The following is a 24,854-nucleotide window of genomic DNA, read 5'->3' as shown; positions in this document are numbered from 1 at the left end:
AACGGTTTTATAATTTTTAAAAAGCGGCAGTGCTTTGTTAAAAACAACTTTTTGTTCGTCAAAATTACTTGAGCCTAATTTACTTAATAACTCAAAGTATATTGGAATAGACCTTTTATCCCAAACCACGCTAATCATTAACAGATTAATACACCCCCAATTAGTCCGGTCAATCACTACATAAATAACTTTATTTAAGGGAAAATATATCTCTAACCAGCTTTTAATAATGGGCAACCAAATTTCTTCAATATTTATGTAATTTAAAGACAAAAATCTTTGAATCCTTTTTCTTCTACTTTCAAAAAGTATGGGGATAGGTAAAGCAGTAGCGAGTGTTTCAATGCTAACAGTTTTAATAGATTGTAATAAATTTATCAGGATTTTTAGTAATAAATATTCTGCACGTCCCAATTCTCGCTTGAGGTTTGTTTCGTAGAATTCAGGTAATATTATCATTAAATAGAGCTTGTTGCGAATGAATGCTCTTTTTGTTTTACCACAAATTGCTACACTCTTTGTAATATAAGCATTCTAGACCATTTTGTCCCCCTGCAAGGTACAGATGATGTTGGAAATGAACTGTGGAAAATAGACCCTACTACTGGAACTCCTAATGTTATTGATATAATTTCTGGTAGCGGTAGTTCTAGTCCTAGTAATCTCACTAATATCAACGGCATTCTCTATTTCACAGCCACTACATTAGCTACAGGTTATGAACTATGGAAGTTAGATCCAGCTAATAATTTCCCAGTTTTAGTCAGCGATATTAACCCAGGAAACAACAGTTCTAATCCCAGTAACTTCACAATTTCTGGTGGAACGGTTTACTTCATTGCTAATAATGGAACTAGTGGCAGCGAACTATTCCGCATTAATCCCACTACAGGTAATCCAGTATTATTAGATATCTACGTTGGTGCAAGTAGTTCTAATCCTAATAGCCTCATAGATGTCAACGGTACATTGTACTTTATTGCCGACAACGGAATTAATGGCGAAGAACTGTGGAAAGTAGACCCCACTACTGGCAAACCTGTCTTATTAGACATTAACCCTGGTTTTCGTGGTGGAAGAATTGAGGATTTAACCAACGTTGATGGTATACTCTACTTCGTAGCTTCTGGCTACCGTGATGATGTTGAACTGTGGAAAATAGACCCGACTACTGGAATTCCTAGTGCTATTGATATTGTTTTTGGTGTCTTTGGTTCTTATCCCAGTAATTTAACTAATGTCAATGGCACCTTGTTCTTCCAAGCTCAGAACTCTACTACTGGTTATGAGTTGTGGAAATTAGACAGCAGTGGTAATCCGGTTTTAGTCAAAGATATTCGCACCGGAGGTGCTGGTTCCTCTCCAAGTAATCTCTTCAATATCGACGGTACTCTTTACTTCACTGCCGATAATGGCGTTAATGGTAGAGAATTATGGAAAAGTGATGGTACAGCCGAGGGTACAGTACGATTAGAAATTAATTATGGCTCCAGTAGCCCCAATATTAGTAACTTGATAAATATTAGTGGCGCTCTTTATTTTACTGCTAATAGCACTACCAATGGTACTGAACTCTGGCGTATTAATTCTACTACGGGTAATCCTGAAATTATCGATATTAACCCAGGTAGCTATAGTTCAAATCCCACTAATTTAACCAACGTCAATGGCACACTCTACTTCCAAGCCTATGACAATACCAATGGGACCGAACTGTGGAAAATCGGCACTAATGGTACTCCCACACGCATCGATTTGGGTTTTGGTGGTTCTAATCCCAGTAATTTAACCAATGTCAATGGCACACTCTACTTCTCAGCCAACGACAACATTAGTGGGACCGAACTGTGGAAAATCGGCACTAATGGTACTCTCACACGCATCGATATTGTTTCTGGTAGTGGTAGCTCTAATCCCAGTAATTTAACTAATATAAATGGTACTCTCTACTTCAGCGCCTATACATCAGCTACAGGTAATGAGCTATGGAAAATAGACGAGACTACAGGTAATCCAGTTTTTGTCAAAGACATTTATGTTGGCAGTGGTAGTTCTAACCCCGAAAACTTAACTTATAGCAACGGCAAACTTTATTTTACTGCTGATAACGCCACCCAAGGGGTAGAACTGTGGGCGATTGATGTTGATGCTGAGGCAGATTTATTTAAAACTTTTTCACTTAATAGCTTACCAGGGGCTAACCATACAATTTATTTAGATTTCGACGGGCATATCACCTCTGGGACTTTCTGGAACGAATTTTTTACTGGTGGGGCTGATATCGTCACCTCTGCCTTTGATTTTGATGGCAATACAGCGTCCTTTAGTTCAGCCGAGCTTGAAAGAATCCGGTATATCTGGCAGCGTGTGGCTGAGGATTTTAGTCCGTTTAATGTTAATGTTACCACCCAAACACCTACAGATATCAATGATTTGATCAAGAACAATTCTAGTGATACTCGCTGGGGTGTGCGGGTTGTGATTGGTGGTGATGGTAGTTGGTATACCCAAAATACAGATATTAAAGGAGTCGCTATCAATGGCTCATTTAACCGGAATAGTGATACTCCCGCTTATGTCTTTATTGACAACGTCAGTGAGGACGAAAAATATGTTGCTGAAACTATTTCTCATGAAGTAGGACATACTCTGGGTACTCTGGGACTCGATCATGATGGACGAATTAGCCCATCGGAGGGATACTATGATGGACATGGTAGCGGCGATACTGGCTGGGCCCCGATTCTGGGAATCGGGTACTACCAAAACTTAACCCAGTGGAGTAAAGGTGAGTATGCTTCTGCTGACAATACTGAAGATGATTTGCAAATTATTACAACGCAAAATGGCTTCGACTATCGAACGGATGATGCTGGTGATACAATTGCTACAGCCAAGTCACTCTTCATTTCTGGTACGTCTGTAAGTGGTAGTGGCATTATCGAGCGCAACACAGACGTTGACTTCTATAGTTTTGTCACGGGTGCTGGTGCGATTGACTTGACAGTCAATCCCTTTAGTCGCGGCCCAAACCTAGATATATTGGCACAGCTATATAATTCGGCTGGTACTTTAATTGCCTCATCAAATCCAACTGAACTATTATCGGCTGCGATCGCTACAATTGTTACTGCTGGAACCTATTATTTAGCTATTGATGGAGTCGGCAAAGGCGATCCTCTTTCTACTGGCTACACAGATTACGGTAGTTTGGGGCAGTACTTTATCAGTGGCACGATTAGCGGCAGTAGTACTACTGTTAATCAAATGCCTAATGTGATTAATGGCACAACAGTAGCAGACAAACTGACTGGTACTGTGAATAAGGATATCATCTCAGGATTGCTGGGCAATGACACGCTTCAAGGACTAGGTGATAACGACACCCTAGATGGCGGTGATGGCAATGATTCCTTAGATGGTGGTACAGGAGATGACAGTCTCATTGGTGGTAAAGGCAATGACACTTATACTGTGGACACCATCGGCGACACGATTATTGAATCCGCTAGTGCAGGCACAGATTTAGTTAAGTCTTCAGTGAGTTGGCTGTTGGGAGCTAATCTGGAGAACTTGACTCTGAGTGGAAGCTCAGTAATCAATGGTACTGGTAACAGCTTTAATAACATCTTAATTGGGAATACTGCTGCTAACACCTTAAGTGGAGAAAATGGCAATGATAACCTAATTGGTGATTCAGGTAATGACGCTTTGCTGGGTGGTGCTGGTAATGACACCTTGGATGGAGGCGCAGGAACTGACAGTCTCAATGGTGGAATCGGCAATGACACTTACATCGTAGACAACCTCAGCGATACGATTATTGAAGGTTTAAATGCAGGTACAGATTTAGTCAATTCTTCAGTTAGTTGGGTGTTGGTAAATAACCTGGAAAATTTGACCCTGAGTGGAAGCTCAGTACTCAATGGTACTGGTAACAGCCTTAATAACATCTTAATTGGGAATACTGGCGCTAACATTTTGAATGGAGTTGATGGTAATGATAGCCTGATTGGTGGTTCTGGCAATGACGCTTTGCTGGGTGGTGCTGGTAATGACACCTTGGATGGAGGCGCAGGAACTGACAGTCTCAATGGTGGAATCGGCAATGACACTTACATCGTAGACAACCTCAGCGATACGATTATTGAAGGTTTAAATGCAGGTACAGATTTAGTCAATTCTTCAGTTAGTTGGGTGTTGGTAAATAACCTGGAAAATTTGACCCTGAGTGGAAGCTCAGTACTCAATGGTACTGGTAACAGCCTTAATAACATCTTAACGGGAAATACTGGCGCTAACATCTTGAATGGAATTGATGGCAACGATCGCCTTTTTGCTAGTTCCGGCAATGACACCTTGCTTGGTGGTGCAGGTGACGATGTACTCGCTGGTGGGGTTGGTCGAGATGTATTAACTGGTGGAATGGGTCGAGATAGCTTCAACCTGGCTGATAGCCGCACTGGTGGCTATGATACTATTACTGATTTTACTCTTGGAGATGATACTATCTTCGTTTCTAAGACAGAATTTGGACTGAGCCAATCTCAGGATACGGTACTGGATTCGAGCTTATTCCGACTTGGTACTAATGCGACAACAGCAGGCGATCGCTTTATCTACGATCAAACTACGGGGAACCTATTCTTTGATAAAGATGGGGTTGGTAGTGCTGCACGAGTTCAGATAGCCCAGTTCTCGAATCAGGTAGCGCTTACTAGTGCAAATATTACTGTCATTGCCTAACGAAAGCTTGCTAGGTAATATAAAAGGTTAAACTCGTTGTAGTTACCATACTGAACATGGTAACTACAACGATAATAAAAACCTACCTAAACCTTCTTTGCACGCGGGTTTAACGAGGATATTATGGCTATTTAAGCACACATAGCATCACTCAAATTGCACAAGCGAAAGTATAACGTTATTGTTACAAAAACTTTCTCAATGAAAAAACTGATGAAAGCCCAAAAGCGCTAGTGCTAATGTACTATTGTGGTGAGAAATTTCTCAAATATATCGAATCACAAATTAAAGAGAGAATAGTCGTTCCCGCCGCTTGGTAGAAATGGTAATACTTCAACAACAATGCAGACGAGGAAGATTATTCACGTTGATATGGATACCTTCTACGCATCGGTGGAGCAGAGGGATAACCCTAGCTACCGAGGCAAACCGTTAGTAGTCGGTGGCAGCCCGAATCAGCGAGGCGTAGTTGCAGCCGCCAGTTATGAAGCTCGTAAGTTTGGTATTTATTCCGCGATGCCGTCAGTAACAGCAATTGCCAAATGTCCTGGGCTTATCTTTGTCAGACCGAGATTCGACGTTTACCGAGAGATTTCCGCAGGAATCCACGCTATCTTCAAACGCTACAGTGATTTAGTGGAAGGGGTTGCGCTAGATGAAGCATATTTGGATGTTACTGAGAATAAGCAAAATATCACTTACGCTTCTACGATTGCAAGATACATCAAAACTGCAATTTTCCAGGAAACTCAGTTGACGGCAACCGCAGGCGTGTCGATTAACAAGTTTCTTGCAAAAATGGCATCAGGCCAGAACAAGCCGAATGGACTAACGGTGATTTTGCCGGAGGATGCGATCACATTTGTAGAGAGCTGCCGATTGAGAAGTTCCACGGTATTGGAGAAGTTACAGCAGCGAAGATGCATTCGCTGGGGATTGATACTGGCGCAGATTTGAAAACGCGATCGCTGACTGAGCTAACACACCACTTTGGTAAAGCTGGTCATTATTACTACAAAATTGCCAGAGCAGAAGATGACCGCCCAGTTGAGGCGAATCGAGTTCGTAAGTCCGTTGGTGCAGAAACCTCATTTGCACAGGACTTAAGCGATATCAGCCAGATGTTGCAGGAACTTGAACAGATTGCCCAAATTGTCGAGCAACGGTTAGAGCAGCACGAAACGCGAGGTCGCACATTAACTCTAAAAGTCAAGTTCTCTGATTATCAGCGTTTAACCCGCAGTAAGACAATGCTTGCTCCCATCGGTGAACTATCTACGATTTTTGAGATAGCTAAAGCGCTGTTTGAGTCGATTGATCTGGAGAATCGGAGCATCAGGTTGTTGGGGATTTCTTTGTCTAACCTTGATAACGCCAAACAGTCACAAGCCATTCAATTGCCATTATTTCAGAATGGGAACATCATATTTTAAGGTAGGTGTAGTCTGTTCAGACGCTGACAACTCGGTTATTGTCAGAAAGCGGATCAACTCCCGAATCACATCAGTTGCAGGTCTACCTGTACTCGCACAATATTTTTCAAGTTTTTCGCTTTCAGCTGATGCAAGATTTATTGTGATTCGTTTGACAGCCCATTTTTTGTTCATAACTTAGTGGAGGCGAATTAATGGAAACAACGTTGTTATCCCTACTAATTACGACTTTTTCTCCTCTGCTATATAAAAGCGAAAATGAGAAGTTGATTTCTCTTGCGTAGCGATCGCTGCCCTTGAACAGTCCCTGGGGCAACGCACGAATATGACCTATGCTGTCAAGAGATAGCGGCAGTGATAAAAGGAGGTTAGCAGGAGTGATTGCCCTTATGCAGTGCTTGATGCGATCGCTGTAGGCAAGATTTGCAGTACTTATACAGAGGTATAAATGTTTGCCGAAGTATAAACTGAATGCTGGTAAAAGGTGATCATAGTAAATTTGTATACTCTATTGATGTGAATAACTCGGTAGAGTATTTTTGTGAAAGTGCGCCTAATGTAAGTGATCGCCTCTTCTGTGACCTTGCTACAACCGCCCTCCACAGCCTACGATTGCTCCTTGGGGTAATAGTGGATTTATGTTTGACCAAATTTTGATAACCATTGGTTTACACGTATTCAGTCAAGGGTTTTGTATTGGGCTTGGTTGATTACGTCTAATCCTTGTATAGGGCAGCTTTAAAAGTTTTTCACTCTTTTTGCATAAAGTACAAAACTCTAGCTGAAGAGTATTACATAGCAAATGAATTATATTCTAGTGTGGCAAAACTTACTAGAGAAGACGACTCTCTAGATTAGCTAGGTAAGCCTTGGGATCTCTGCGAAATCGATACTGTTCAATTCTGGCTTTGTGGTGTTTTTGCAATTGAGAGCGTAATTCGAGCCAAGTATGAATATCAACTTGTGCTAAATCAGATGCGGTGAAAGAATGAAGTTTAGTAGCGATGGCACAGGCAAGTTTGACGGAACCACGAATAACGAGAGATGAGGGGGCAACCTTACGACCTGTACAACGACGTTGATGATGACGTAGCATCCCAAAAGCATGTTCTAAGTCATTATAGCGGTTATTAGTCTAGTGCAGTACAATAGGAAAGAGCAATTTTACTGATAACTGGTGGCGATGAAAGCCTACTCTCTCGACTTGCGTCAGAAAATTGTTGATGCTTATGCCTGCGGTGACATTTCCCAACGAAAACTGGCGAAAAACTTTGGCGTCACCTTAAGTTTTGTCCAAAATTTACTCAAACGCGATCGTGAATTTGGCACGATCGGCCCCAAGGTGCGGACTGAGCAGACGCCAACAAAATTGAATGCCGAACAGCTAGAAATCCTGCGCCAACTGGTCACAGCACAGCCCGATGCGACGTTAAGCGAATTGCGGGAACGACTTTATGAGAAAACAGAGGTGTTAATTGGGGTGGCCACAGTGAATCCGATGGTTCGCTGGAAACTCAACCTAAACCTCAAAAAAAAGTCTCCACCCCACGAAAAAAGGCACTGATGAAGTCCAATTGGCCCGATTTGAGTACTGGAAACTCTTGAGGGGGATACCCGTGGAAAATCTGATTTTCTTAGATGAATCGGGGGTTAATCTGTCCTTCATTCGCAAATGTGCACGCGCCTTATCAGGGGAACGGGCCTATGCTCCAAAGCCAACTCGCAAAGGGAGAAATGTCTCGGTGATTGGTGCTATTAGCGAGAATCGGACTGCTCACTCAGTGGAGTGGTTTAGGTTCTATCGATGCCTTGACCTTTGATGCCTTCATCGCTCTCTCATTTCGTACCCCAACTTTGGACTGGTGCAGTCGTGATCATGGATAACTGCTCGATCCATAAAAGTGATGAACTTGAAGCTTTGATCATCGCTCCTGGAGCTAGCCTCATTTATCTCCCCCCCTACTCCCCCGATTTTTCACCCATCGAGAACTGTTGGTCGAAGATTAAGAACATTCTCCGTCGCATCGGTGCAAGGACATATCCTGATTTACTCAAGGCATTAGATGCGGCATTTGCAGAAGTGACGATAGACAATTTACTGGGTTGGTTTACTCACTGCTGCTACTGTACTTCAGAAGACTGATAATCGCTATACGAGTCTTAGTAACAGCCGCCAGCGTGCCAGAAAGGTCAGGTGGCAAACAAGTACTCAAGCGCGTCAAAAAAATGGGTAACAAGGTTTCTCGCTTGACGACCATTTGGACTGATGGTGGCTTTGATAGCCCAGCTTTTATGATGTGGGTAATGGACGTTTGCCGTTGGATTGTGCAGGTAGTGTTGCGCCCAAAGCAAACTCAGGGGTTTGTCTTGCTCAAAAAGCGATGGGTCGTAGAACGCACTTTCGGCTGGCTTATGGGGTGTCGCCGATTAGTCAGAGATTATGAATTATTACCAGAAACATCGGAGACATTTATTTACCTTGCCATGATTCGACTCATGGTAAGGCGATTAGCATAAAATTTGACCCCTAAAAACTTTTCAAACGTCCTCTCAAGATTACAGGATTTCCGCTCTTCTCTAGTAAGTTTTGCCACGCTAGGAATTTATTAATTGTGTACAAATCTGTTTTCGGGTAGATGTCCCAGCATAATCTGTTGCACAGATGCAAGTATTAAGCGATCGCTTCTTAATCATGACTGTATTTCAAGATTGTTTTGCGGTATCGTTTGGTTTACTGAAATCAGCGAACTCCCCCGGAGCAAAGACTTCTTTATTGTTATCAGGTTTGCGAAGTGGATCAGGGTTGTATGCAGTGGGGAGCCGCATATAAACGTATTCACATCTCACCCCATCAAATTTAGTATCGGTGGTAATGCCCCAATCTTGAATGTATGCTCCAGTAAGATTAGCGCCCGTCAAGTCGGTTCCGTTAAGCTGTGCTTGTACTAGCTTTGCTCTGGATAAATCTGCATCTTGTAAATTCGCTTGACTGAGGTCTGCACCAATAAAACTGGCATCTATCAAGTTAGCTCCTTTAAAGTTAATTCCGCTTAGGTTTTCACGGTCAAAATTACTGTCCTGTCCAACACCTGTCTTTAACACGCTTACCACTTGTGCTTTTTGAAGGTAAGTTGTTCCAGGGCGAACAAAGTCGAGTTTTTTAGTTTTGTTGAAACAGGTACGAATTAGAATGGCTTTTCTAAAATCTGTACTTTTTAGTGTGGTGGTTGTGAAATTAACATCAGTTAAATCAGAAGAGCGAAAGCTTGTACCACCAATAGCTGCAAAAGCAATAGCGATGTTTCGAATCCAAGAGTATTTTTCATCTCCTTCCATTGCTCTGCGACCAATGTTAGCACTAAATAAAATTCCGGCGACGGCTAAGACGAAGGCTAAGACAAAGGCTCCGAGGAAGGCAAAGGCGAAGGATAATGAAGCGGCGATTCCGGTTCCGCCTCCGAGGAAGGCGAAGGCGAAGAATCCGAGTCCATTGAAGACGAAGGCTAAGGCTCCAGCTCCGGCGTTGGCAATAGCTAAGGCGATGGCAACAGCTAAGGCGAAGTCTCCGGCGACGGCTAAGGGGCCAGCGAAAGCTAAAGCGACGGCGAAGGCTAAAGTGACGGCTAAGGCTAAGGCTAAGACGACGGTGAAGGCTAAGGCTCCGGCTCCGGTTAAGGCTAAGGCAACGGCAACAGCTAAGGCGACGGTTAAGGCAAAGGTGACGGCTAAGGCTGATTTTAATCCTTGGTCAAGGATAACTATAAATAAAACAATCACTACTATTAAGGAAGTCCAGCCGACAACCTGATTTAGTGGATGTGGACTGTCAAATATAAAAGCTATGAATAATCCAGTGAAGGCTGAGAAAAATCCTGAAATTCCAGATAGCACCCAAGAAACACAAACTAAAAAAATAGCCCAACGCTTTTGTAGTCCTGCCTTAGCAGCTGTGAAGTTTGCACCATTTAGATTAGCCCCTGTAAAATCTGCACTCTTGATATCTGTGCCACTAAAATTTGCCCCCTCAAGGTTTTGTCCTTTGAAGGAGCGCCCACGAAGATTTTGACCAAAGAAGTCCTGGTGCATGGTTGGGTACTGGATATCAATTTACTTTTGCTACAGTCATACCAAGATTGATTCCGTAATTTCAACGTTTGAAAGCGCTTTTATTTTTATATTGCCTCCGGCAAGAGGTAGATGCGCGAACAATTCTTTTTTATCCAAAGTCCAAAAAATACTCTTGTGTATAGGTTTTTATCGGGAAATTAGTCATGTTTCAAATATCACGCGGACTGCGTTCTGCTTTGAGAATTCTAGTTGGTCTAATTTGGATTTTTTCAGCGTTTTGCTTTTTACTATTGACTCGCATACCAGTGCTGCTTCCTTGGTTGGCTGTTCTGCCTGACTGGTTGGCTAGGATTGCTATATCCTTTGTGGTTAGTCCAGGGTTTATAATTCTAAGTTGCATTCTCGTTGCGTTGAGCAGTTTATTACTTTGGCATCGATTTTCTAATAAATGGGCAACTATCTTTGCAATCCTTATCCCATTCCTACTTTTCATTGGAACTGTTCTATTTGGTGACATCGATACTCAGGGAACACAACGATACGTCACTGATGCGGCTCAACGCGGCGATGTGAGGAGTACTCGTGAACAGATATTAATTCGGGGTGGATCGCTTAATCAAGTAAGGGCATTGATTTATGTGGGGACAAATGTAAATGTGCGCGATCCACAAGGGCGTTCTGCGCTTTACTGGGCTGGATGGGCTGGAGGAAGGCCAGAAAAGTTAAGCTACTGCTTCAAGCAGGGGCTAAACCTGATGGAAGGGCACTAGTAAATGCTGCCTCTTGGGGAAGCTTAGATGCCATCAAACTAATGTTTGAAGCGACCTCTGATGATGGGAAAGCGCTGGTAACAGAGGTGGGCAATCAAGCGCTGGAGGCAAATAAGGCCCACACGAACGCAAGTGCCTCAGATCGGGCACAAATTGCTCGGATGTTAATAGCACGAGGAGCAAAGTCTAATGACCAGAAGTAACAGAGGCAACTGTTCTCTTGAGATTTTCTTTACAAATCAGCGCTTAAACCCAAAAAGTCAAAACCAACGTTACCTTTATACACATACATCCGATATTCCGCACTTCAAGATGTAGCATACAGATATTCAAGAATATTTCCTAATAATGCTCAATCATTAAGTATTAATACTGGCTAATTTTAGTAATTTGTGATTTATATTTAACCACCATTGGTAGGATATTGGAAATCCTCGTGTATTACACCATGAAGTGCGGAATGTGGGCTATAAGATTGCTAGAGCAGAAGATGATCGACCAGTTGAGGCGAACGGGTTCGTAAGTCCATTGGTGCAGAAACCTCATTTGCACAGGACTTAAGTGATGTCGGTCAGATGTTGTAGGAACTCGAACAGATTGCTCAGATAGTGGAGCAACGGTTAGAGCAGCACGAAACGCGGGGCCGTACATTAACTCTGAAAGTCAAGTTTTATGACTATTATCAGATAACCGCATTAAAACAATGCTTGCTCCCATCAGTGAACTCTCTACGATTTTTGAGATAGCTAAAGCACTGTTTGAGTCGATTGATCTGGAAAACCGCATTATTAGGTTACTGGGCAATGATTCCAGCAGTCGCTAACTATATTTCCAAACAGCCATTTGGCTAAGGAGATAGTTGAAACTGGGTTGACATTATTGGTGAAAACTTATTAGTAGGGAGGTTAAGTCATGAATCAGTCCCATGAGGAAGACAAAGATAAATTCCTTTCCCCTCGTGGTCGCTACTACGGACAAGTTAAACCAGAAAACTTAGTGTTTAATGCTAACTTGCAAGAATTTGCTCAAAAAGTTGGCATGATCACCAGTTTAGAAAGCAATGGTAAGCTTGAGCCAGAAGATGCTTATCAGCAAATTGGTTTATTGCGTCTAATCCTCGTATAGTGCAGCTTTAAAAGTTTTTCGTTCTTTTTGCATAAAGTACAAAACTCTAGCTGAAGAGTATTACATAGCAAACGAATTATATTAGGACTTACGCATTGACATAAAATACTAAATATGAATGCTTTGAAATATATCTGTCGTAAGGGCACAGCACTGCTTGCCCCTACATTGCAGGTGTATTTAAGTTTAAACAATAATTAATAAAAGCCTGAAAGAACCTATTTTCGTAAATGTATACCATGATTAATTTGTACGGTACGTAAGTTCCTAAAACTAGATGGTGGCATCATGAACATATATCTAGCCAAGTCTTCTGTGATATTCCATCTGGGGTTACTCCGCCGCCTGTAGATTTCAAACACTACACAACCTCCGCTTAATCACGCACTAACTCGGCAGTAGTGGAAAATAACTTTAGGAACATGGTATATAGCAATCCTCGAAAACTGCTGCTAACAAGCGTAGGAGTAATAGCGATCGCCTACATTTCAACTTGTCTATTTTTGTTTGTTCGGCAGCGTTATTTGATATTTCGCCCTATTCCACAAATCTTAACGCTACCTAGTTCACGCGACTTTCTTCTTCCTTACAAAGATGTGCGTTTACCTATTCCCGACTCTAATGAATATATACATGGCTGGTGGATTCCAGCACCATTACCAAAAGAGAAAGTTTCTTTAATTTCAAATGAGCCTGTAAAAATTTTAAAATCACCTAAAACATTTTTATACTTTTGTGGTGCTGCTAATAATAAAGGTTACTACAATTATATAGGCAGACTTCAAGCAATGCGACAGTTGGGGTTTTCTGTGTTAGTGATTGACTACCGAGGTTTTGGTAGTAGTAATGGGAATTTTCCCAGTGAGTCTCAGCTTTATCAAGATAGTCAAATAGCCTGGAATTATTTAGTAAAAATCCAACAAATACCTCCTGATAAAATTGTTATTTACGGCGAATCAATGGGGGGAGCAGTTGCTATAGATTTGGCAGTAAAACATCCAGAAGCTAGTGGATTAATTGTGCAAAGCTCCTTTACATCAATGGCAGAGCAAATCAAATATAGAGATTGGTTACGGATGTTTCCCATCGATTTGCTGCTAACACAAAAGTTTGATTCTCTTTCTAAAGTTCGTTCTCTACGTCTTCCCGTTTTATTTATTCATGGAACTGATGACAGCATTGTTCCATCCTACATGAGTCAGCAGTTATATGATGCTGCCCTTGAACCCAAACAACTTTTGTTAATTCCAAAAGGAAAACATGTCCAAATTTATCAACCTGGAAGTAACTCGTATTTACAAGCAATTCAGAAGTTTATCCAAAAGATAGAGTCTAGGAGTTACGCATTGACAAAAAACGTCACCCATGTGTACTAAGCGGCACAAGTATTGGTGAGATTGTCCACAATAATAGACTGCCGGCACTGGGGGAAGTGTCGCTCGATTTCCCAGTGTGACAAATGGTAGTAAGAGCGGAGCGATCCCACCTGGAGGCAGAGATGGATGTGTTGTAGTGTTTGCTGTACTGTTCATCTAAAAGTGTGTAGTGAACAAAGTTCTAGTAAAGTTTACTAGAACTTTGATGGCAGGGCAACAACAGGCCCGAAATGTAATTGATAATTGGTTAATTAAACCCCGATCTCACATTTTGGTGTTGCTCAAATCAAAGTCAATTGCTCCACTTGCTCTCCTACCAAATACTCCGGCTTCAGCCTAAAGAAACAGATGCACCAGCGATCGCTCGACACGCGTTCAATACCATGCGGTTGCTTGTTGTCGAAGCTGATGCAGTCCCCCGGCTCTAACCAGTATGACTCCATGCGTCGAGTATCCTGACAACCGGAGATAGAGAACCGCGCCCGACCCATGACATTGATTTCTGCTGCCCCTTGATCATAAGCTGGTGAGTCACGGTGTACTTTGATTTGTGTCCCGGCGGGGTAAAATAACACGAGTGCTTGGTGAAAATCGGGCAGCAACTTCTCGCCCAATTCTTCAATATCACCAGAACCAGGGTATCTGAACGGGTCAACCGTCTTAACTTCAGCTTTCTTCCCCGACTTAGCGGTGGCAAGACTAACGAATCGCCGCAGATGCAACTCCCGGCGGCCATCAGCATATCCAGATGTAGAGGGGAACATCAAATGCTTCACAGACTCGCACCAATCCTGAACTTGGGCTAACTTTTCTCCCTCCAACTTGCCCACTGGTGCAATGAGACTAGGAGATTCGGTTTTTGGTGTAACAACTGGCTGTGGTTTTGGTGAGGGTTCAGGAGCAGCTAAGAGCGAAGGAACCAAACGCGCACGGTAGAAATCACTGCACAACCCCGACAACACTCCCAGCATCCCTAACTCTGACCACTCGCCTAAATCTTCATTGCCCAACGATATTTGATAGTAACCACAAGGTAGGCGTAAGCACTGCACGAAATATCCAGCGTCATAACAGTTGGACAACAGCCTTTGAATTCCGGGCGGATAGCTGGAATTGACTATTTGATTTGAGGGAACACTTGGTTTTGTGGTGATTGACTGAGTTGAAATACAGTCGTAAAATTCTCTAGTCTCCGTGTCAGAATTGCTAAGGGTATCAGTTAACCCGTTACCCTTATTTAATTGTGTGGGTGTAGTTATAGAATCATTCTGTGTCCCATTTGTGGACATTTTGACAGCCAATAACCCAACTTCCCCACCCCAAAGTTGAGGCAGACTGCGCTCAATCACCTCCCGCCCAACGATGTGGCGATGGCAGAAATCCCCAAATTTTTCGTAGCAGCACAATGTAATATCTGTACTTGATTGTTGCTGCTTGAGTATCCATAGGTCAATCAACTGCTGGCGGGACAGGAGAATTTCTTGAAACTGGCGCTCGTATGAGAGTTCCGCACTGGCATCCTGGGCTGATGATTTCCACCATTTGAGCAGTTCGGGAGTCGGAGCGAACAGAGGTAAATGTCTTCCTTTCCATTTTGGAGGCGGATAGATTGAAATTGAGACAGTCTCACCGATGAATTTTCCAGCATAGTATGAAGTGAAGATCATAATCGCACCCTCTCCAAGTCATAGTCACTCACCCGCGCGATGGAATCTCTGGAGGTAAAAACCTCGTCACCTCTTTCCGATATAGCAGGGGACATCCATTCGATGCTGTAGAACCAGCAATCGTTAATCAGTTGTATGCCTTGGACTATGCGGATCGGTGGCCCATCACCGTGAAATCGAAACTCGACCAACTCACCCAAGCGAAACACAGGTTTTTCTTGGGGCAGCGATGGCTGCGCCAACGCCAAGGGCGAACGCAAATTACCTGTACCAATAAGTTCACTACCCCAAACACTTATGTTGTCATTGCAAGTATTGATTTCGTATTTCCAGCCTTGCGGCGACCATTCGACACCACAGCAGTAACCAAATGCTTTGACTCTCTTGACGTACACCCGTTCAAGCAAACTCACTAGCAACGGTGGGATTCGTTGACCCCAAGGTGGAGAGATGTACCAGCACTGTTCTAGGTTTTGGACAAGGTTAGTCACACTTTTGCTCCTTTCAAAATACTTTGTGCCGACATGAATAATTGAGTTGCGAAACTGGGTGGTACAGAGTAGCCGATGATTGACCCAGCCGTAGCAGTCTCAGGCGGGAACTCATACCAAGACGGAAAACCCTGCAAAATGGCTGCACCTTGGATAGACAAAGACTTGACCGTACCATTTGGCAACCAAATATCAGCGAACTTACTACGATTACAGCCCTTGTGATCTGTGAAATGCGATCGCAGAATGGTATTAGCGGGGTGCGACCCTGGCTTGTACTTGGGTAACTTGCGTCCACCAACTCTTTCTATTAGCAGTGGTGTTGGCGCATTCCCGGCTAAAAATTTATCTAAAGCTTGTTGTTGCTTGAGCAGTAATTGAGAGTCAAGCATCGTGGGGATTAGATGAGCGATCGCCCCATACCAACTAATAGGGTCAGATGTAGGTGGTAGTGAGATAGCCAAATCCCGGCAAGCAATCAGGACTAACCGCCGACGCGCCTGGGGCAGTCCAAAATCAGCCATATTCACCACGCTGTAAGTAACCGAGTACCCCTTTTGTTCCAAAGCTGACATAATGATACTGAAACTCTGACTGTTCTGATAGCGCGGCACATTCTCCAGCGTAAACACCCGTGGCTGCAACCGTCGGATAGCTTCTGCCACAGCGATCGCTGCGGTCAGGTCGTCAGCCGTTTCAATGCCCTTACCCGCTTTAGCTGTGTGAGCTTGACTGAAGTTGGCGCACACTGGGGAAGCATGGAGATAGTCAGGTCTTCGTGGAAAACCTAGAAATCCTAACTGTGCTACTTCTTGCACTGTTAGTTGGATTATTCTACAGCCATACTCGCTAAAGTTGTGGTGATGGGTTTTGGCGATCGCCCTGCTCAAGTCTGGCTTACTTGGGTCATGTTCCACTGCAATGACTGGGCGAATACCAGCCTGTACCATCCCCGCTTCAATCCCGCCGCCACCAGCGAAAAGTACTATAGCGATCGGTGCATTATCTGGTAGTGTGGGTTTTTTATCTGTGTTATCAAAATTTTTGCAGACATCCAATTTTAGTGATGGCTTTTTGGTTTTCGCTTTTTTGATAAAGGCGATAATATCTTCCCTAGTTGCCCCCTGCTGTTGCATTAGACGAATCATTGGCACAGCGCCAGGGGGAATTGAGCCTATACTTCGTCCAATACACACTCCATTAACTCGTTCTTCCCAGTTAAAACCCCATCGCCACTGAGTCGGGTTGTCTGGGTCACGTTGGCCTATAACTCGTGGGTAAAAGGCTATGGTTCCATCAAGTAGCTTTTTCTTTTCGAGGTACGGATATAAGCATCCTTGGCTATGAATTTGTATGCTTTTAAGGTCGTCCTCTAAGAACTTTTCGGGTATTGCAGATAACTCAACTATTACTGATTTAGTCATGCAGCCACCTCCATAACCAAATCATCGGGTACTTCAAAAATCGCCAACCGCCCGACGTAAGGAATTGGTGTGATCTCGCGTGGATTCTCCAGCTTCCAGTGATATTGCCCAGGCATTCCCCAACCAGACGCAACTTGTGAAAACTTGCAGTCTACTATTGTGACAATCCCAATAACTTGACCGCGACGTAGAGAGATTAACTCTGGAATAGACACGCCCATATTGTGACAAAATTCTTGTGCTTGGTAATATTCTCTTTTAGTACAAGTTTTGCCAGCGTGAACGAGAATATCGCCGCGATAATTGATAGTCCAGTCACGGTTTTCAATATTTTTGGTCGAGTGAATGATAGCCCATGCCCAAGGCTGACGAACTGAAAGTGCTTTCATAACATTTATGCTGATGATTGACTGAACAAAGCCAAAACCTGCTGCGATAAACGAGTAGCAGCAATCTCACAATATTGTTAGTTGATTTCGATACCCACAGCGCCACGATTGAGGTCTTTAGCACACTTGAGAGTAGTGCCAGTGCCAGCAAATGGATCAAGTATGTTCATATTTGGTCAATGGATCTATGAGTAAAACTCGTTGGATGGGTTTATTGAGTATTGTTGAGTAAATAATTGTTTTTAACCTTCCATTTCTATATTTTGTAAATACCCTATATTCAATCTCAACTGGATATTTACACCGGAAGTTAATGATTCTACAAAGCCGATTTCTAATCACAATCAGTGAATTAGGATAAAGTTTTTGATGATGCTCTAACTCAAAAACAGCACTCCAGAAAGCATTAACTAAATCTTGAGGATGACTTGCAAATTTTTGGCGACGTAAATCTTGAGAAAAAACCGAGTACTCTTCGTTCAAAAAATCACGGTCGGGGTTAACAAAACCACCAATGCAAAGAGATGTAGCTGATTGCAAATGTCGCAAGCATTTATCTCGCAGTGGTTCAAAAGCTATTAATTCATTTGTTGTCAGCATATTACTAGCTCTTTGGATTGTATAATTAGCACACCAAATTAATTAACTCCATCCCGTTTACCTCGCCAAGTTCAAAAATTTCGATGTAGATAAATCGCACAACATCGTCGCAGTGCCGAGCTTACCGTAAAGGCGGTTTTTCTCAACAATCAACTCAATAGTGCGGTCGCTTGGGTCTTTTGTGTAGACAGCATCGCGGTAAAGCATGATTAACTGGTCACAAACCTCAAAGATTTCGCCAGAGTTGCGAAGTAAATGACGATTGGGGCGTTTATCAGCCGTTGTTTGATTCCCCCGATTGATTTGACAGCCCAGGAAAACAGGGATTTTGTGAGACTTGGCAATATCCCGAATCTGGCGGGTAATCTTGCCGACTTCAAAAGCCATATTCCCCCCAGATTCCAGAGGAATCTGCTGCAAGTAATCAATAAACACAGCCCCAATAGAACCACCGAATTCGGCAATGGCACGGCGCACAGCAGAAGCAATCATTGTGGTTGTAGGGGAGGAATGCTCGTAAACCTTCCAAGGCAGTTCCACCATCTGTCCTATGCCTTGTGCTATTTGCTCCCAGTAGCACTGAGTATTGGTTTGAATCATAGAAGCGTCTACGCCTGTGATTCGGGCAAGCATTCGGGCATTGAGTTGATTCTTGTCCATCTCAGGGGTTACGTACAGAACAGGTAATCCGAGCTTAGTCATGATTTCGTAAGCGTAAGAAATCATAAAGTGAGTTTTCCCCATGTGGGATTCAGCAGCCACTACTACCAAGCTGCTTGGATAAATGCCACCGGTGATATTTTCGAGGTCGTACCAACCAATTCTGTCGCCTGCCATGTTTCCCATCTCCAGCTTTTGAAAAAGTTCAATGCCCATGTCTTGTGCAGAGAAAACCTTGCAGCGTTCATCGCTTTGATTTTGGGTAACGGTGAAAACTTTCGCCTCAGCTTGCGATAGTACAAGTGGCAGTTCAGTTTCTGTTTCGTAGCCAAGGTGGACAATTTCATTGCCCACTTTGATTAACTGCCGTCGTCGATATTTCTCCATCACCAGATCGGCCAAAGCATCGATGTTGACGGCGGACACAGTGCGGTCTACCAAAGTCGCTAACTTATTTCTGCCACCAATGCGGTTTAGTAAATTGTGGTCAGACAACCATGCGGTGACGCTTAGTAAATCTGTGGGTTGGTATGTAGCATGAAGTCGGACTGCGGCTTGATAGATATATGAGTGGGCGCTGATGTAAAAGGCTTCCACTACTAGGCGATCGCTGACTCTAGTCATTGCTTCTGGGTCAAGCATAATCCCGCCCAAAATCGCTTCTTCAGCTTCAATGTTTTGTGGGGGCAAATCTGAAACTGGATAGTTAGAGCCAAAAGGAATTACGTTGTCTTGATTAGGATGCATAATTATGCTCTTAGTGCTAATTTTAACTGCGCTTCAACTTCTCGCAAATTCATGGAAGATGCTCTGGTGTTGCTCGGAACTTTTGGGGTGTTGGCTGCGGCTTGAAGTTTTGCTTTTAGCTCCAGCATTTGTGGGCTATGTTGATACCCATTGGATGGAACCCGAATGGATTCCTCTTGCTGACGGCGCATTCGGTCTTGTGCCAACGCATCTTCGAGCGAACTGTTAGTGGTGTTTTTTACTCTGTGAGCCAAAGCAGTATGGTGTTGAGGTAGGGGTTGTTTCTGTGTTTGCAATAGTGCTTGCTGATAACGCTGATTCAAATTCGTCCACCCACCCTTGGTTTTCTCCCAGGTGTTGATTACTGCGATCGCATGAGTTATTTCAAGTTGTGCCGAGCGTTTAGACTTAGTGGCTAATTCTTGTGCTAGGAAGTCCACGACTACCGGGTTGAAGTTCTGGTACAAGTTATTCAGCTTTCGCTCTCCATTGCGCCAAGGTAAAACCCAGCGATTCCACTTGATTGTTTCTCTGACAAGCAGTGGTAGAGAATCATCACTCATAGCAGTCGGGTCTGTTAGCCAGGCATCAATCAGTTCTTCCACGTTCCGGGCTGTTTTGTACGGACAGGTTAGTTGCGGCTTATTTGATTGTTCGGATTTCTCGAACAACCCCGCCGCAATAGTTGATCCTCTTGAGGGGTTATCGGTTTGTTGCGAAGACTCGGATTTTTTTGACAAGGAAGCAGGTAATTGTAGGGTTGATTCTTCTAAGCTTGGTTTTTCTGGAGTTGGTTTTTCAAGTTCAATTTCTTCCGTTGTCAAATCAAGTTTTTCTTTTTCACACACACTTTGATGGGTGGGGGGCGCGGGTGGCGTTGCCAGGGGCGCGTCCTTGAGTGGATAGACTTCAATTGGATGATCTTTAATTGGATAATCTTTGGGTGTTCCCCCAGCACTACCGGGGTGTCCCCCCAGCACTACCGGGGGTGTTCCCCCAGCACCCCTGGGGTGTTCCCCCAACGCTACTCCCAGTGTCCCCCCAGCACCCCTGGGTATTCTCCCTTCTCCACTTGAATCTTTCTTGCCTCGGATCAAGGAAGATGGTTTTGTTGCGTAGGGAAACCAATCTTCCAGATCCGTCAGGCTGTAATGATTTGAGGTTTGGAAACCGTCTTTTTCTCTACTGGTTTTGGTGACTAAATTCCAGGAAATGAGTTCATTGACCGCGGCGATCGCTTTTCGGCGTAAGCTCTCAGTTGGTGAATGAGGGAAAGAACCGCGAAAGCAAGCCTCTCCAATAGACTTATAGGAAGGAAAAGCATTGTTGTCACAACCAGCACGACGGCACAAATGACAGTAAACACGATATGCCTCCATTGTTAGGGGTAAATCATCTAATTTACTATCCATGTAAATATGGCGTTTTCTTCTGTTATCGCTAAAGCTGTCGGTAGTCATCTTTTAAATCCTCCAGCAATGTTTATTTTTTCTGTTAAACTCATCGTTAGAACCCTACAAAAAACTTTTCCTTCCCCTGCCTGTGAAAAACAGTGTGGGGGATTTGCTTTTACTCTCATATTGAAAAAGGAAATTCTCTAACTTGTAAATGTTGTGGAAACTCTTCAATGTCTCCCCCTTTCTTGTCGCAGGTTTTAAATCTTTGTTGGTCAAATATTGCATTCGCCCCCAACTGCTTCATAAACACAGGTGTTTTAACTACGTGACACTGTTGGATAATTGATTCAAGCCATTCAATGTGGCATGGTCTTGAATTTGGGCCAGACTCTCCGCCACAGATTAACCATTGAACTTGGTTTAGATACGGACTTACATCGCCCAAATCTTCTAGTAATGGCTCAACCGACCAAAACCGAATATCAACAGGAATCTGAGCAAGGAATTGACTACGTTCTTCAAGAGTGCGACTATTTTCAATAGAAGTGCCAACCCAAATATTTGAAGGCAGTTTGTCTAGCTCTTGACTATCAAGCCATTCCGCCACGGATGAAAACATAATTTCTGGACGCTTGGTAAGTATTTGGAATGTTTGCAAAGGAGCAGCGAACATTCCGTCCAGCATTTCATGTTGCCAAAAACGCGGAACCCATTCACCAAAAACATCTGTCATTGAAGAAACAAAATGCTTTTTTGGTTTTCTTTGGAACCCCCATTTCCGAATAGCTTCTGTATCTAACACTAGCTCTGGTGGTTGCCCAGAGTAGGGTTGCTTATTCCCACCAAAGAAAGAATTTTGATTCAGCTTTTCGCTATAGCAATTTTTACACCCCTCGGAGATTTTTTGACACCACCAACCGCCGACTTTGGCACGGATGATATTATCTGTTAAGTCTGTCCATTCTATGTTTGTTGGCATAAACACCTCTGAAATTTGAAATTAGACAATACATTTGAAAATGGCTAATAAAACACCTCAAACTGAATACGATTCTCCTTGGAAGCAAATACTACAGTTGTATTTTCAAGACTTCATGTTGTTCTTTTTTCCCCAAGCACACAGTGAAATTGATTGGAGTAGAGGTTTCGAGTTTCTAGATCAAGAGTTACAGCAAGTAGTTCGTGATGCTGAATTAGGAAAACGACTAATTGATAAATTGGTGAAAATCTATCGCATTGGGGGCGAAGAATCTTGGCTGTTGATTCATATAGAAATCCAAAGTCAAGAGGAAACCGATTTTCCTAAACGGATGTTTGTCTACAACTATCGAATTTTTGACCGTTACGATCGCTCTGTTGCATCATGCGCGATACTGGGGGATGACAACATCAACTGGCGACCATCGCAGTTTGGGTACGATTTGTTTGGTTGTACGGTTGATTTTCAGTTTCCTGTAATCAAGCTGCTAGACTATAAACATTGGTTGTCAGAGCTAGAAGCCAGTCGCAACCCCTTTGCTACGGTGGTAATGGCTCACTTGGCAGCAGTGCAAACCCGCAGTAATAGGTCGCAAAGGAAACAATCAAAACTGAATTTAGTGCGTCGGTTGTATGAGCAAGGGTTTGAACGCGAGGCTGTTGTTAACCTGTTGGCTTTTATTGACTGGATGTTGACGCTACCATTAGATTTAGAACGAGAATTTCAACGGGAAGTAGAACAATTAGAGGCAGAACAACGTATGCAGTACGTGACATCATTTGAGCGAATTGCCCGAATGGAAGAATTGGTAGAAGCAATAAAATTAGGCTTGGAACTCAAGTTTGGCCCTGAAGCATTAAACCTAGTGCCAGAAATTTCATCGTTGGAAGACGTTGAACTATTAAGAGCAGTGAGAAATGGGATAAAAACAGTAACTACAGTTGATGAATTACGTCAAATCTACCAGTCCTCTACAACTGACAATCCCCCAGAAAATTAGCATTGAAGAATTTAATATTTAGTTTTCCAGGTTCAGTACACTTTAAGTGCTTAAATTAGCTCTAATTAAGCACTTAACGAAGTATCTCCATCACGTCCCTCAACAGGCTGATCAAACTTCAGAGCCTCATCCCCCCAACAGTCCCAGCCGTCCCTAGACTCGCGTGCGAACATCTCCAGCTTGGTTATGTCTGGACACAGTTTGTCTACGAGTTGGTAGAAACTTTCGGGCTTACGGGAATGCTCACGCCTGGGAGAGTGCAGGATGGTGGACTCGTTTGTGAGTGTTCGTCCAGAGAAAGCTTTCACATTTCCACGAACAGCCATTGCACAGTGTTCAGTCGAATTCCGCAGCCAATGTCCCACCCCAAGATGTGTTTTAGTGCCATCTTTGGTGACTTTTTCCCAAGTCAAAATAGTCTTGAGTTCAAATCCCCATACCTGTAAACATTGAGCCGCTTCGACCATGTGATTGTTCGTAAACCAGAGCCAGAGGATACAGCCATTGCAATGGCATAATTCGGGAATGGGCAGAGCCAGAATTTCCTCAGTTCGCATTGGTTGATAGGGGATGCGGTTGCGGTGAGTTTTGTCTTTAGAACGAAGTCTGTAGAACCAGGGAGGATCTATAATAATGCACTGGTACTGGCCTTGCAGAGTTGTGAGTCTCATACTACCTCCTGCGGTCGTTGGACAATCGTTGCACTGATAGATTCAAAGTCAACCTGAAAGATATTTAAATCAGGAGTCATTTCGCCGGAATTATATCGATCTGTGATGACTTGTTTGATGGCTTCTTCTGCCAATCCATCAGGTAGATAAATGTGTGCTTCGCTAATAACTTTTTCAACTACTTGAACTACGACTTTCATAAATTATTCCTGAAACTGAATTCGGCTTAAAGTTTGTAGCTGTGCAGCAAGTGTGCTTAAGAAATCCTGGAGTTCTTGGGTTGCTTGCTCCTTAGTAATTTCTTTTTCAAAAACGTAAATTCTTGTATTTCCCAGATAAACTTCTACACGGGTGGTATTTATTACAGGTGAAATCAGAAGAGTTAAAGCAAATTCCTCATATTTGCAGAAGTAATACTGGTGGTCTTCACTCAATGATTGGCCTTGTTGCCAAGTAATCATTTCTGTATCGTCGTCATCAGTAAGCGCAAATTCTACTTCTTCAACAGCAGTGAACGCCATTTTTACACAAGCTTTCTCAGCCGGATGAGTTGCATCTTGCATTCGGTAGTCTTGTCTAACTACATAACCTTGGATTCTATAAAAGGCTTTTGCCAGTTTTTCAATGAGTGCATCTTTTTGAAATAATCCCAGTTCCATATTTAAACCCCAAATTCAAAAACTTTAATTCCATCAACATCAACGGGATTAATTTCAATTAATCCGCCGCCAGCGTAATTACAAGGAATCTTGTGCTTATCCTTATCATCGAAAGCCTCTTTACAAACTGGCATCCATCGTCCTACACAAGAAAATCCTGCGGCAGACTCTGGTGCGCCAGCTTTTTTGTAATCCGCAACAGTAGCAATATGACCACAGTATGGGCATTTGAATTTCCATTGCATTACGTCTTTACCAAATAGTATTTGTCCTTGAGTTAGCCACTGTTCTTTATTCATGTTTAACTTACGGGGGGACAAAAAGGGCTAGAATGCAGATAAAATAAGCCTCATAGCCCTTTCTCCTTGTTGATAATACTTTCGCTTATTAGGAGCTAATGTCATTAACTCCGCCACCAGTTCGTAAGAATTTTCCATAAAATTGACCCAGTTAGCTCCATATAATCCAATATAAAAACTGCTATGACGGCGAACTGTCCGCCCCGATTCTTTAATTCGACCGACATATTTTTGAACACCCATACGTTTAATTTCTTGACCAGATATAGTTGCAGATGTATAGGCAAGCGAGATTAATAAAATTAGAGAAATTAACCGTTTTCCTGATGCCTTAGTATCTTCTAAGTTATAAC

At 43.0% G+C, this 24,854-nt stretch carries 27 protein-coding genes and 4 pseudogenes; 13 read left to right on the top strand and 18 right to left on the bottom strand.

Going from position 1 to position 24,854, the window contains the following annotated elements; genetic code table 11:
• A pseudogene (locus tag F8S12_RS21670) lies at positions 1–453 on the bottom strand (IS4 family transposase); the annotation flags it as partial.
• 516 nt (positions 454–969) lie between these two features.
• Between F8S12_RS21670 and F8S12_RS40825 the strand changes: the two are divergent.
• The 3 genes from F8S12_RS40825 (at position 970) to F8S12_RS40815 (ending at position 6,179) form a co-directional block, all read left to right on the top strand.
• Positions 970–4,746: a hypothetical protein gene (locus tag F8S12_RS40825; RefSeq protein WP_230968183.1), complete on the top strand. Its 3,777-nt coding sequence runs from the start codon at positions 970–972 to the stop codon at positions 4,744–4,746.
• Between the two features lie 342 nt (positions 4,747–5,088).
• A complete protein-coding gene (gene dinB / locus F8S12_RS40820; RefSeq protein WP_230968182.1) occupies positions 5,089–5,703 on the top strand; it encodes a DNA polymerase IV in 615 nt (204 codons plus the stop codon).
• Positions 5,607–6,179 (top strand): DinB/UmuC family translesion DNA polymerase, encoded by a 573-nt coding sequence (locus F8S12_RS40815; RefSeq protein WP_442946818.1) that lies wholly within the window; start codon positions 5,607–5,609, stop codon positions 6,177–6,179. The genes dinB and F8S12_RS40815 overlap by 97 nt, the downstream gene beginning before the upstream one ends.
• On the opposite strand, the gene F8S12_RS21620 is transcribed toward F8S12_RS40815, so the two are convergent.
• The gene (locus F8S12_RS21620) at positions 6,150–6,353 is read right to left on the bottom strand and encodes a CopG family transcriptional regulator (protein WP_196518297.1); all 204 of its coding nucleotides are present in this window, start codon (positions 6,351–6,353) and stop codon (positions 6,150–6,152) included. The two genes, F8S12_RS40815 and F8S12_RS21620, sit on opposite strands and share 30 nt — an antisense overlap.
• A gap of 658 nt (positions 6,354–7,011) precedes the next feature.
• Positions 7,012–7,275, bottom strand: a complete 264-nt coding sequence (locus F8S12_RS21615; protein ID WP_196518296.1) for a hypothetical protein — start codon at positions 7,273–7,275, stop codon at positions 7,012–7,014.
• Positions 7,276–7,362: 87 nt separating this feature from the next.
• Between F8S12_RS21615 and F8S12_RS40810 the strand changes: the two genes are divergently transcribed.
• The 4 genes and pseudogenes from F8S12_RS40810 to F8S12_RS21605 all read left to right on the top strand — a co-directional run.
• The gene (locus F8S12_RS40810; RefSeq protein WP_230968180.1) at positions 7,363–7,743 is read left to right on the top strand and encodes a helix-turn-helix domain-containing protein; all 381 of its coding nucleotides are present in this window, start codon (positions 7,363–7,365) and stop codon (positions 7,741–7,743) included.
• A 185-nt stretch (positions 7,744–7,928) separates the two neighbouring features.
• Entirely contained in the window at positions 7,929–8,063 is a 135-nt protein-coding gene (locus F8S12_RS41705; RefSeq protein WP_269144838.1) for a hypothetical protein, read from the top strand.
• Positions 8,056–8,322 carry a transposase gene (locus tag F8S12_RS40805; protein ID WP_230968179.1) on the top strand — a complete coding sequence of 89 codons (267 nt, stop codon included), beginning with the start codon at positions 8,056–8,058 and terminating at the stop codon, positions 8,320–8,322. The genes F8S12_RS41705 and F8S12_RS40805 overlap by 8 nt, the downstream gene beginning before the upstream one ends.
• 2 nt (positions 8,323–8,324) lie before the next feature.
• A pseudogene (locus tag F8S12_RS21605) lies at positions 8,325–8,696 on the top strand (transposase); the annotation flags it as partial.
• Between the two features lie 186 nt (positions 8,697–8,882).
• On the opposite strand, the gene F8S12_RS21600 reads toward F8S12_RS21605, so the two are convergent.
• A complete protein-coding gene (locus tag F8S12_RS21600) occupies positions 8,883–10,265 on the bottom strand; it encodes a pentapeptide repeat-containing protein (RefSeq protein WP_196518293.1) in 1,383 nt (460 codons plus the stop codon).
• A gap of 185 nt (positions 10,266–10,450) precedes the next feature.
• Between F8S12_RS21600 and F8S12_RS21595 the strand changes: the two genes are divergently transcribed.
• The 5 genes and pseudogenes from F8S12_RS21595 to F8S12_RS21580 all read left to right on the top strand — a co-directional run bounded on the left by F8S12_RS21595 (position 10,451) and on the right by F8S12_RS21580 (position 13,518).
• Positions 10,451–11,017, top strand: a complete 567-nt coding sequence (locus F8S12_RS21595) for a hypothetical protein (RefSeq protein WP_196518291.1) — start codon at positions 10,451–10,453, stop codon at positions 11,015–11,017.
• A 41-nt stretch (positions 11,018–11,058) separates the two neighbouring features.
• Positions 11,059–11,220, top strand: a complete 162-nt coding sequence (locus F8S12_RS21590; RefSeq protein WP_196518289.1) for a hypothetical protein — start codon at positions 11,059–11,061, stop codon at positions 11,218–11,220.
• Between the two features lie 405 nt (positions 11,221–11,625).
• Positions 11,626–11,763: a DinB/UmuC family translesion DNA polymerase gene (locus F8S12_RS42030; protein ID WP_331001425.1), complete on the top strand. Its 138-nt coding sequence runs from the start codon at positions 11,626–11,628 to the stop codon at positions 11,761–11,763.
• A gap of 166 nt (positions 11,764–11,929) precedes the next feature.
• Positions 11,930–12,124: pseudogene (locus tag F8S12_RS21585) on the top strand (DUF7219 family protein); the annotation flags it as partial.
• A 440-nt stretch (positions 12,125–12,564) separates the two neighbouring features.
• Positions 12,565–13,518 (top strand): alpha/beta hydrolase, encoded by a 954-nt coding sequence (locus F8S12_RS21580; protein ID WP_196518285.1) that lies wholly within the window; start codon positions 12,565–12,567, stop codon positions 13,516–13,518.
• Positions 13,519–13,799: 281 nt separating this feature from the next.
• Here F8S12_RS21580 and F8S12_RS21575 read toward each other — a convergent pair whose 3' ends face one another.
• The 9 genes from F8S12_RS21575 to F8S12_RS21535 all read right to left on the bottom strand — a co-directional run bounded on the left by F8S12_RS21575 (position 13,800) and on the right by F8S12_RS21535 (position 21,872).
• Complete coding sequence (locus F8S12_RS21575) at positions 13,800–15,185, bottom strand: DUF488 family protein, N3 subclade (RefSeq protein ID WP_196518284.1); 1,386 nt, start codon at positions 15,183–15,185, stop codon at positions 13,800–13,802.
• On the bottom strand, positions 15,182–15,676 hold the full coding sequence (locus F8S12_RS21570; RefSeq protein ID WP_196518283.1) for a DUF1392 family protein: 495 nt from the start codon (positions 15,674–15,676) through the stop codon (positions 15,182–15,184). Before F8S12_RS21570 ends, F8S12_RS21575 begins: the two co-directional genes overlap by 4 nt.
• Positions 15,673–17,100: a DNA cytosine methyltransferase gene (locus tag F8S12_RS21565; protein WP_196518282.1), complete on the bottom strand. Its 1,428-nt coding sequence runs from the start codon at positions 17,098–17,100 to the stop codon at positions 15,673–15,675. The genes F8S12_RS21570 and F8S12_RS21565 overlap by 4 nt, the downstream gene beginning before the upstream one ends.
• Positions 17,097–17,489, bottom strand: coding sequence for an ASCH domain-containing protein (locus tag F8S12_RS21560; protein ID WP_196518281.1), 393 nt, complete (start codon positions 17,487–17,489; stop codon positions 17,097–17,099). Before F8S12_RS21560 ends, F8S12_RS21565 begins: the two co-directional genes overlap by 4 nt.
• A gap of 77 nt (positions 17,490–17,566) precedes the next feature.
• Complete coding sequence (locus F8S12_RS21555) at positions 17,567–17,659, bottom strand: DNA methyltransferase (RefSeq protein ID WP_196518280.1); 93 nt, start codon at positions 17,657–17,659, stop codon at positions 17,567–17,569.
• Positions 17,646–18,089: a hypothetical protein gene (locus F8S12_RS21550; protein ID WP_196518278.1), complete on the bottom strand. Its 444-nt coding sequence runs from the start codon at positions 18,087–18,089 to the stop codon at positions 17,646–17,648. The genes F8S12_RS21555 and F8S12_RS21550 overlap by 14 nt, the downstream gene beginning before the upstream one ends.
• A 57-nt stretch (positions 18,090–18,146) precedes the next feature.
• Positions 18,147–19,496 (bottom strand): replicative DNA helicase, encoded by a 1,350-nt coding sequence (locus tag F8S12_RS21545; RefSeq protein WP_196518276.1) that lies wholly within the window; start codon positions 19,494–19,496, stop codon positions 18,147–18,149.
• Between the two features lie 2 nt (positions 19,497–19,498).
• A complete protein-coding gene (locus tag F8S12_RS21540; RefSeq protein ID WP_196518274.1) occupies positions 19,499–20,956 on the bottom strand; it encodes a hypothetical protein in 1,458 nt (485 codons plus the stop codon).
• Between the two features lie 115 nt (positions 20,957–21,071).
• Positions 21,072–21,872 carry a DUF5131 family protein gene (locus tag F8S12_RS21535; protein ID WP_196518272.1) on the bottom strand — a complete coding sequence of 267 codons (801 nt, stop codon included), beginning with the start codon at positions 21,870–21,872 and terminating at the stop codon, positions 21,072–21,074.
• A gap of 40 nt (positions 21,873–21,912) precedes the next feature.
• Between F8S12_RS21535 and F8S12_RS21530 the strand changes: the two genes are divergently transcribed.
• Entirely contained in the window at positions 21,913–22,872 is a 960-nt protein-coding gene (locus F8S12_RS21530; RefSeq protein WP_196518270.1) for a cytosolic protein, read from the top strand.
• Between the two features lie 65 nt (positions 22,873–22,937).
• On the opposite strand, the gene F8S12_RS21525 is transcribed toward F8S12_RS21530, so the two are convergent.
• The 5 genes and pseudogenes from F8S12_RS21525 to F8S12_RS21505 form a co-directional block, all read right to left on the bottom strand.
• On the bottom strand, positions 22,938–23,543 hold the full coding sequence (locus F8S12_RS21525; RefSeq protein ID WP_196518268.1) for an MT-A70 family methyltransferase: 606 nt from the start codon (positions 23,541–23,543) through the stop codon (positions 22,938–22,940).
• Positions 23,540–23,743, bottom strand: coding sequence for a hypothetical protein (locus tag F8S12_RS21520; protein WP_196518266.1), 204 nt, complete (start codon positions 23,741–23,743; stop codon positions 23,540–23,542). The genes F8S12_RS21525 and F8S12_RS21520 overlap by 4 nt, the downstream gene beginning before the upstream one ends.
• Before the next feature lie 3 nt (positions 23,744–23,746).
• Positions 23,747–24,202 (bottom strand): hypothetical protein, encoded by a 456-nt coding sequence (locus tag F8S12_RS21515; protein ID WP_196518263.1) that lies wholly within the window; start codon positions 24,200–24,202, stop codon positions 23,747–23,749.
• A 2-nt stretch (positions 24,203–24,204) separates the two neighbouring features.
• Complete coding sequence (locus F8S12_RS21510; RefSeq protein ID WP_196518261.1) at positions 24,205–24,501, bottom strand: VVA0879 family protein; 297 nt, start codon at positions 24,499–24,501, stop codon at positions 24,205–24,207.
• A 27-nt stretch (positions 24,502–24,528) separates the two neighbouring features.
• Positions 24,529–24,854, bottom strand: a pseudogene (locus tag F8S12_RS21505) (IS4 family transposase); the annotation flags it as partial.

Origin of the sequence: Nostoc sp. WHI, assembly GCF_015714725.1 — a bacterium.
In the GTDB taxonomy this organism is placed as follows: Bacteria; Cyanobacteriota; Cyanobacteriia; order Cyanobacteriales; family Nostocaceae; genus Nostoc.
This window is presented reverse-complemented; position numbering and strand designations above follow the sequence as displayed.

Bases quoted from the DNA above. Each gene is read 5' to 3' on its own strand.
- F8S12_RS40810 (WP_230968180.1), top strand. From the start codon at position 7,363: ATGAAAGCCTACTCTCTCGACTTGCGTCAGAAAATTGTTGATGCTTAT.
- F8S12_RS21555 (WP_196518280.1), bottom strand. From the start codon at position 17,659: ATGAACATACTTGATCCATTTGCTGGCACTGGCACTACTCTCAAGTGT.
- F8S12_RS21545 (WP_196518276.1), bottom strand. From the start codon at position 19,496: ATGCATCCTAATCAAGACAACGTAATTCCTTTTGGCTCTAACTATCCA.
- F8S12_RS21525 (WP_196518268.1), bottom strand. From the start codon at position 23,543: ATGAGACTCACAACTCTGCAAGGCCAGTACCAGTGCATTATTATAGAT.
- F8S12_RS21580 (WP_196518285.1), top strand. From the start codon at position 12,565: ATGGTATATAGCAATCCTCGAAAACTGCTGCTAACAAGCGTAGGAGTA.
- dinB (WP_230968182.1), top strand. From the start codon at position 5,089: ATGCAGACGAGGAAGATTATTCACGTTGATATGGATACCTTCTACGCA.
- F8S12_RS21575 (WP_196518284.1), bottom strand. From the start codon at position 15,185: ATGATCTTCACTTCATACTATGCTGGAAAATTCATCGGTGAGACTGTC.
- F8S12_RS21510 (WP_196518261.1), bottom strand. From the start codon at position 24,501: ATGAATAAAGAACAGTGGCTAACTCAAGGACAAATACTATTTGGTAAA.
- F8S12_RS21530 (WP_196518270.1), top strand. From the start codon at position 21,913: ATGGCTAATAAAACACCTCAAACTGAATACGATTCTCCTTGGAAGCAA.
- F8S12_RS21560 (WP_196518281.1), bottom strand. From the start codon at position 17,489: ATGAAAGCACTTTCAGTTCGTCAGCCTTGGGCATGGGCTATCATTCAC.
- F8S12_RS21550 (WP_196518278.1), bottom strand. From the start codon at position 18,089: ATGCTGACAACAAATGAATTAATAGCTTTTGAACCACTGCGAGATAAA.
- F8S12_RS21515 (WP_196518263.1), bottom strand. From the start codon at position 24,202: ATGGAACTGGGATTATTTCAAAAAGATGCACTCATTGAAAAACTGGCA.
- F8S12_RS21600 (WP_196518293.1), bottom strand. From the start codon at position 10,265: ATGCACCAGGACTTCTTTGGTCAAAATCTTCGTGGGCGCTCCTTCAAA.
- F8S12_RS21520 (WP_196518266.1), bottom strand. From the start codon at position 23,743: ATGAAAGTCGTAGTTCAAGTAGTTGAAAAAGTTATTAGCGAAGCACAC.
- F8S12_RS21535 (WP_196518272.1), bottom strand. From the start codon at position 21,872: ATGCCAACAAACATAGAATGGACAGACTTAACAGATAATATCATCCGT.
- F8S12_RS21540 (WP_196518274.1), bottom strand. From the start codon at position 20,956: ATGACTACCGACAGCTTTAGCGATAACAGAAGAAAACGCCATATTTAC.
- F8S12_RS21590 (WP_196518289.1), top strand. From the start codon at position 11,059: ATGTTTGAAGCGACCTCTGATGATGGGAAAGCGCTGGTAACAGAGGTG.
- F8S12_RS21595 (WP_196518291.1), top strand. From the start codon at position 10,451: ATGTTTCAAATATCACGCGGACTGCGTTCTGCTTTGAGAATTCTAGTT.
- F8S12_RS40805 (WP_230968179.1), top strand. From the start codon at position 8,056: ATGGATAACTGCTCGATCCATAAAAGTGATGAACTTGAAGCTTTGATC.
- F8S12_RS21565 (WP_196518282.1), bottom strand. From the start codon at position 17,100: ATGACTAAATCAGTAATAGTTGAGTTATCTGCAATACCCGAAAAGTTC.
- F8S12_RS21615 (WP_196518296.1), bottom strand. From the start codon at position 7,275: ATGCTACGTCATCATCAACGTCGTTGTACAGGTCGTAAGGTTGCCCCC.
- F8S12_RS21620 (WP_196518297.1), bottom strand. From the start codon at position 6,353: ATGAACAAAAAATGGGCTGTCAAACGAATCACAATAAATCTTGCATCA.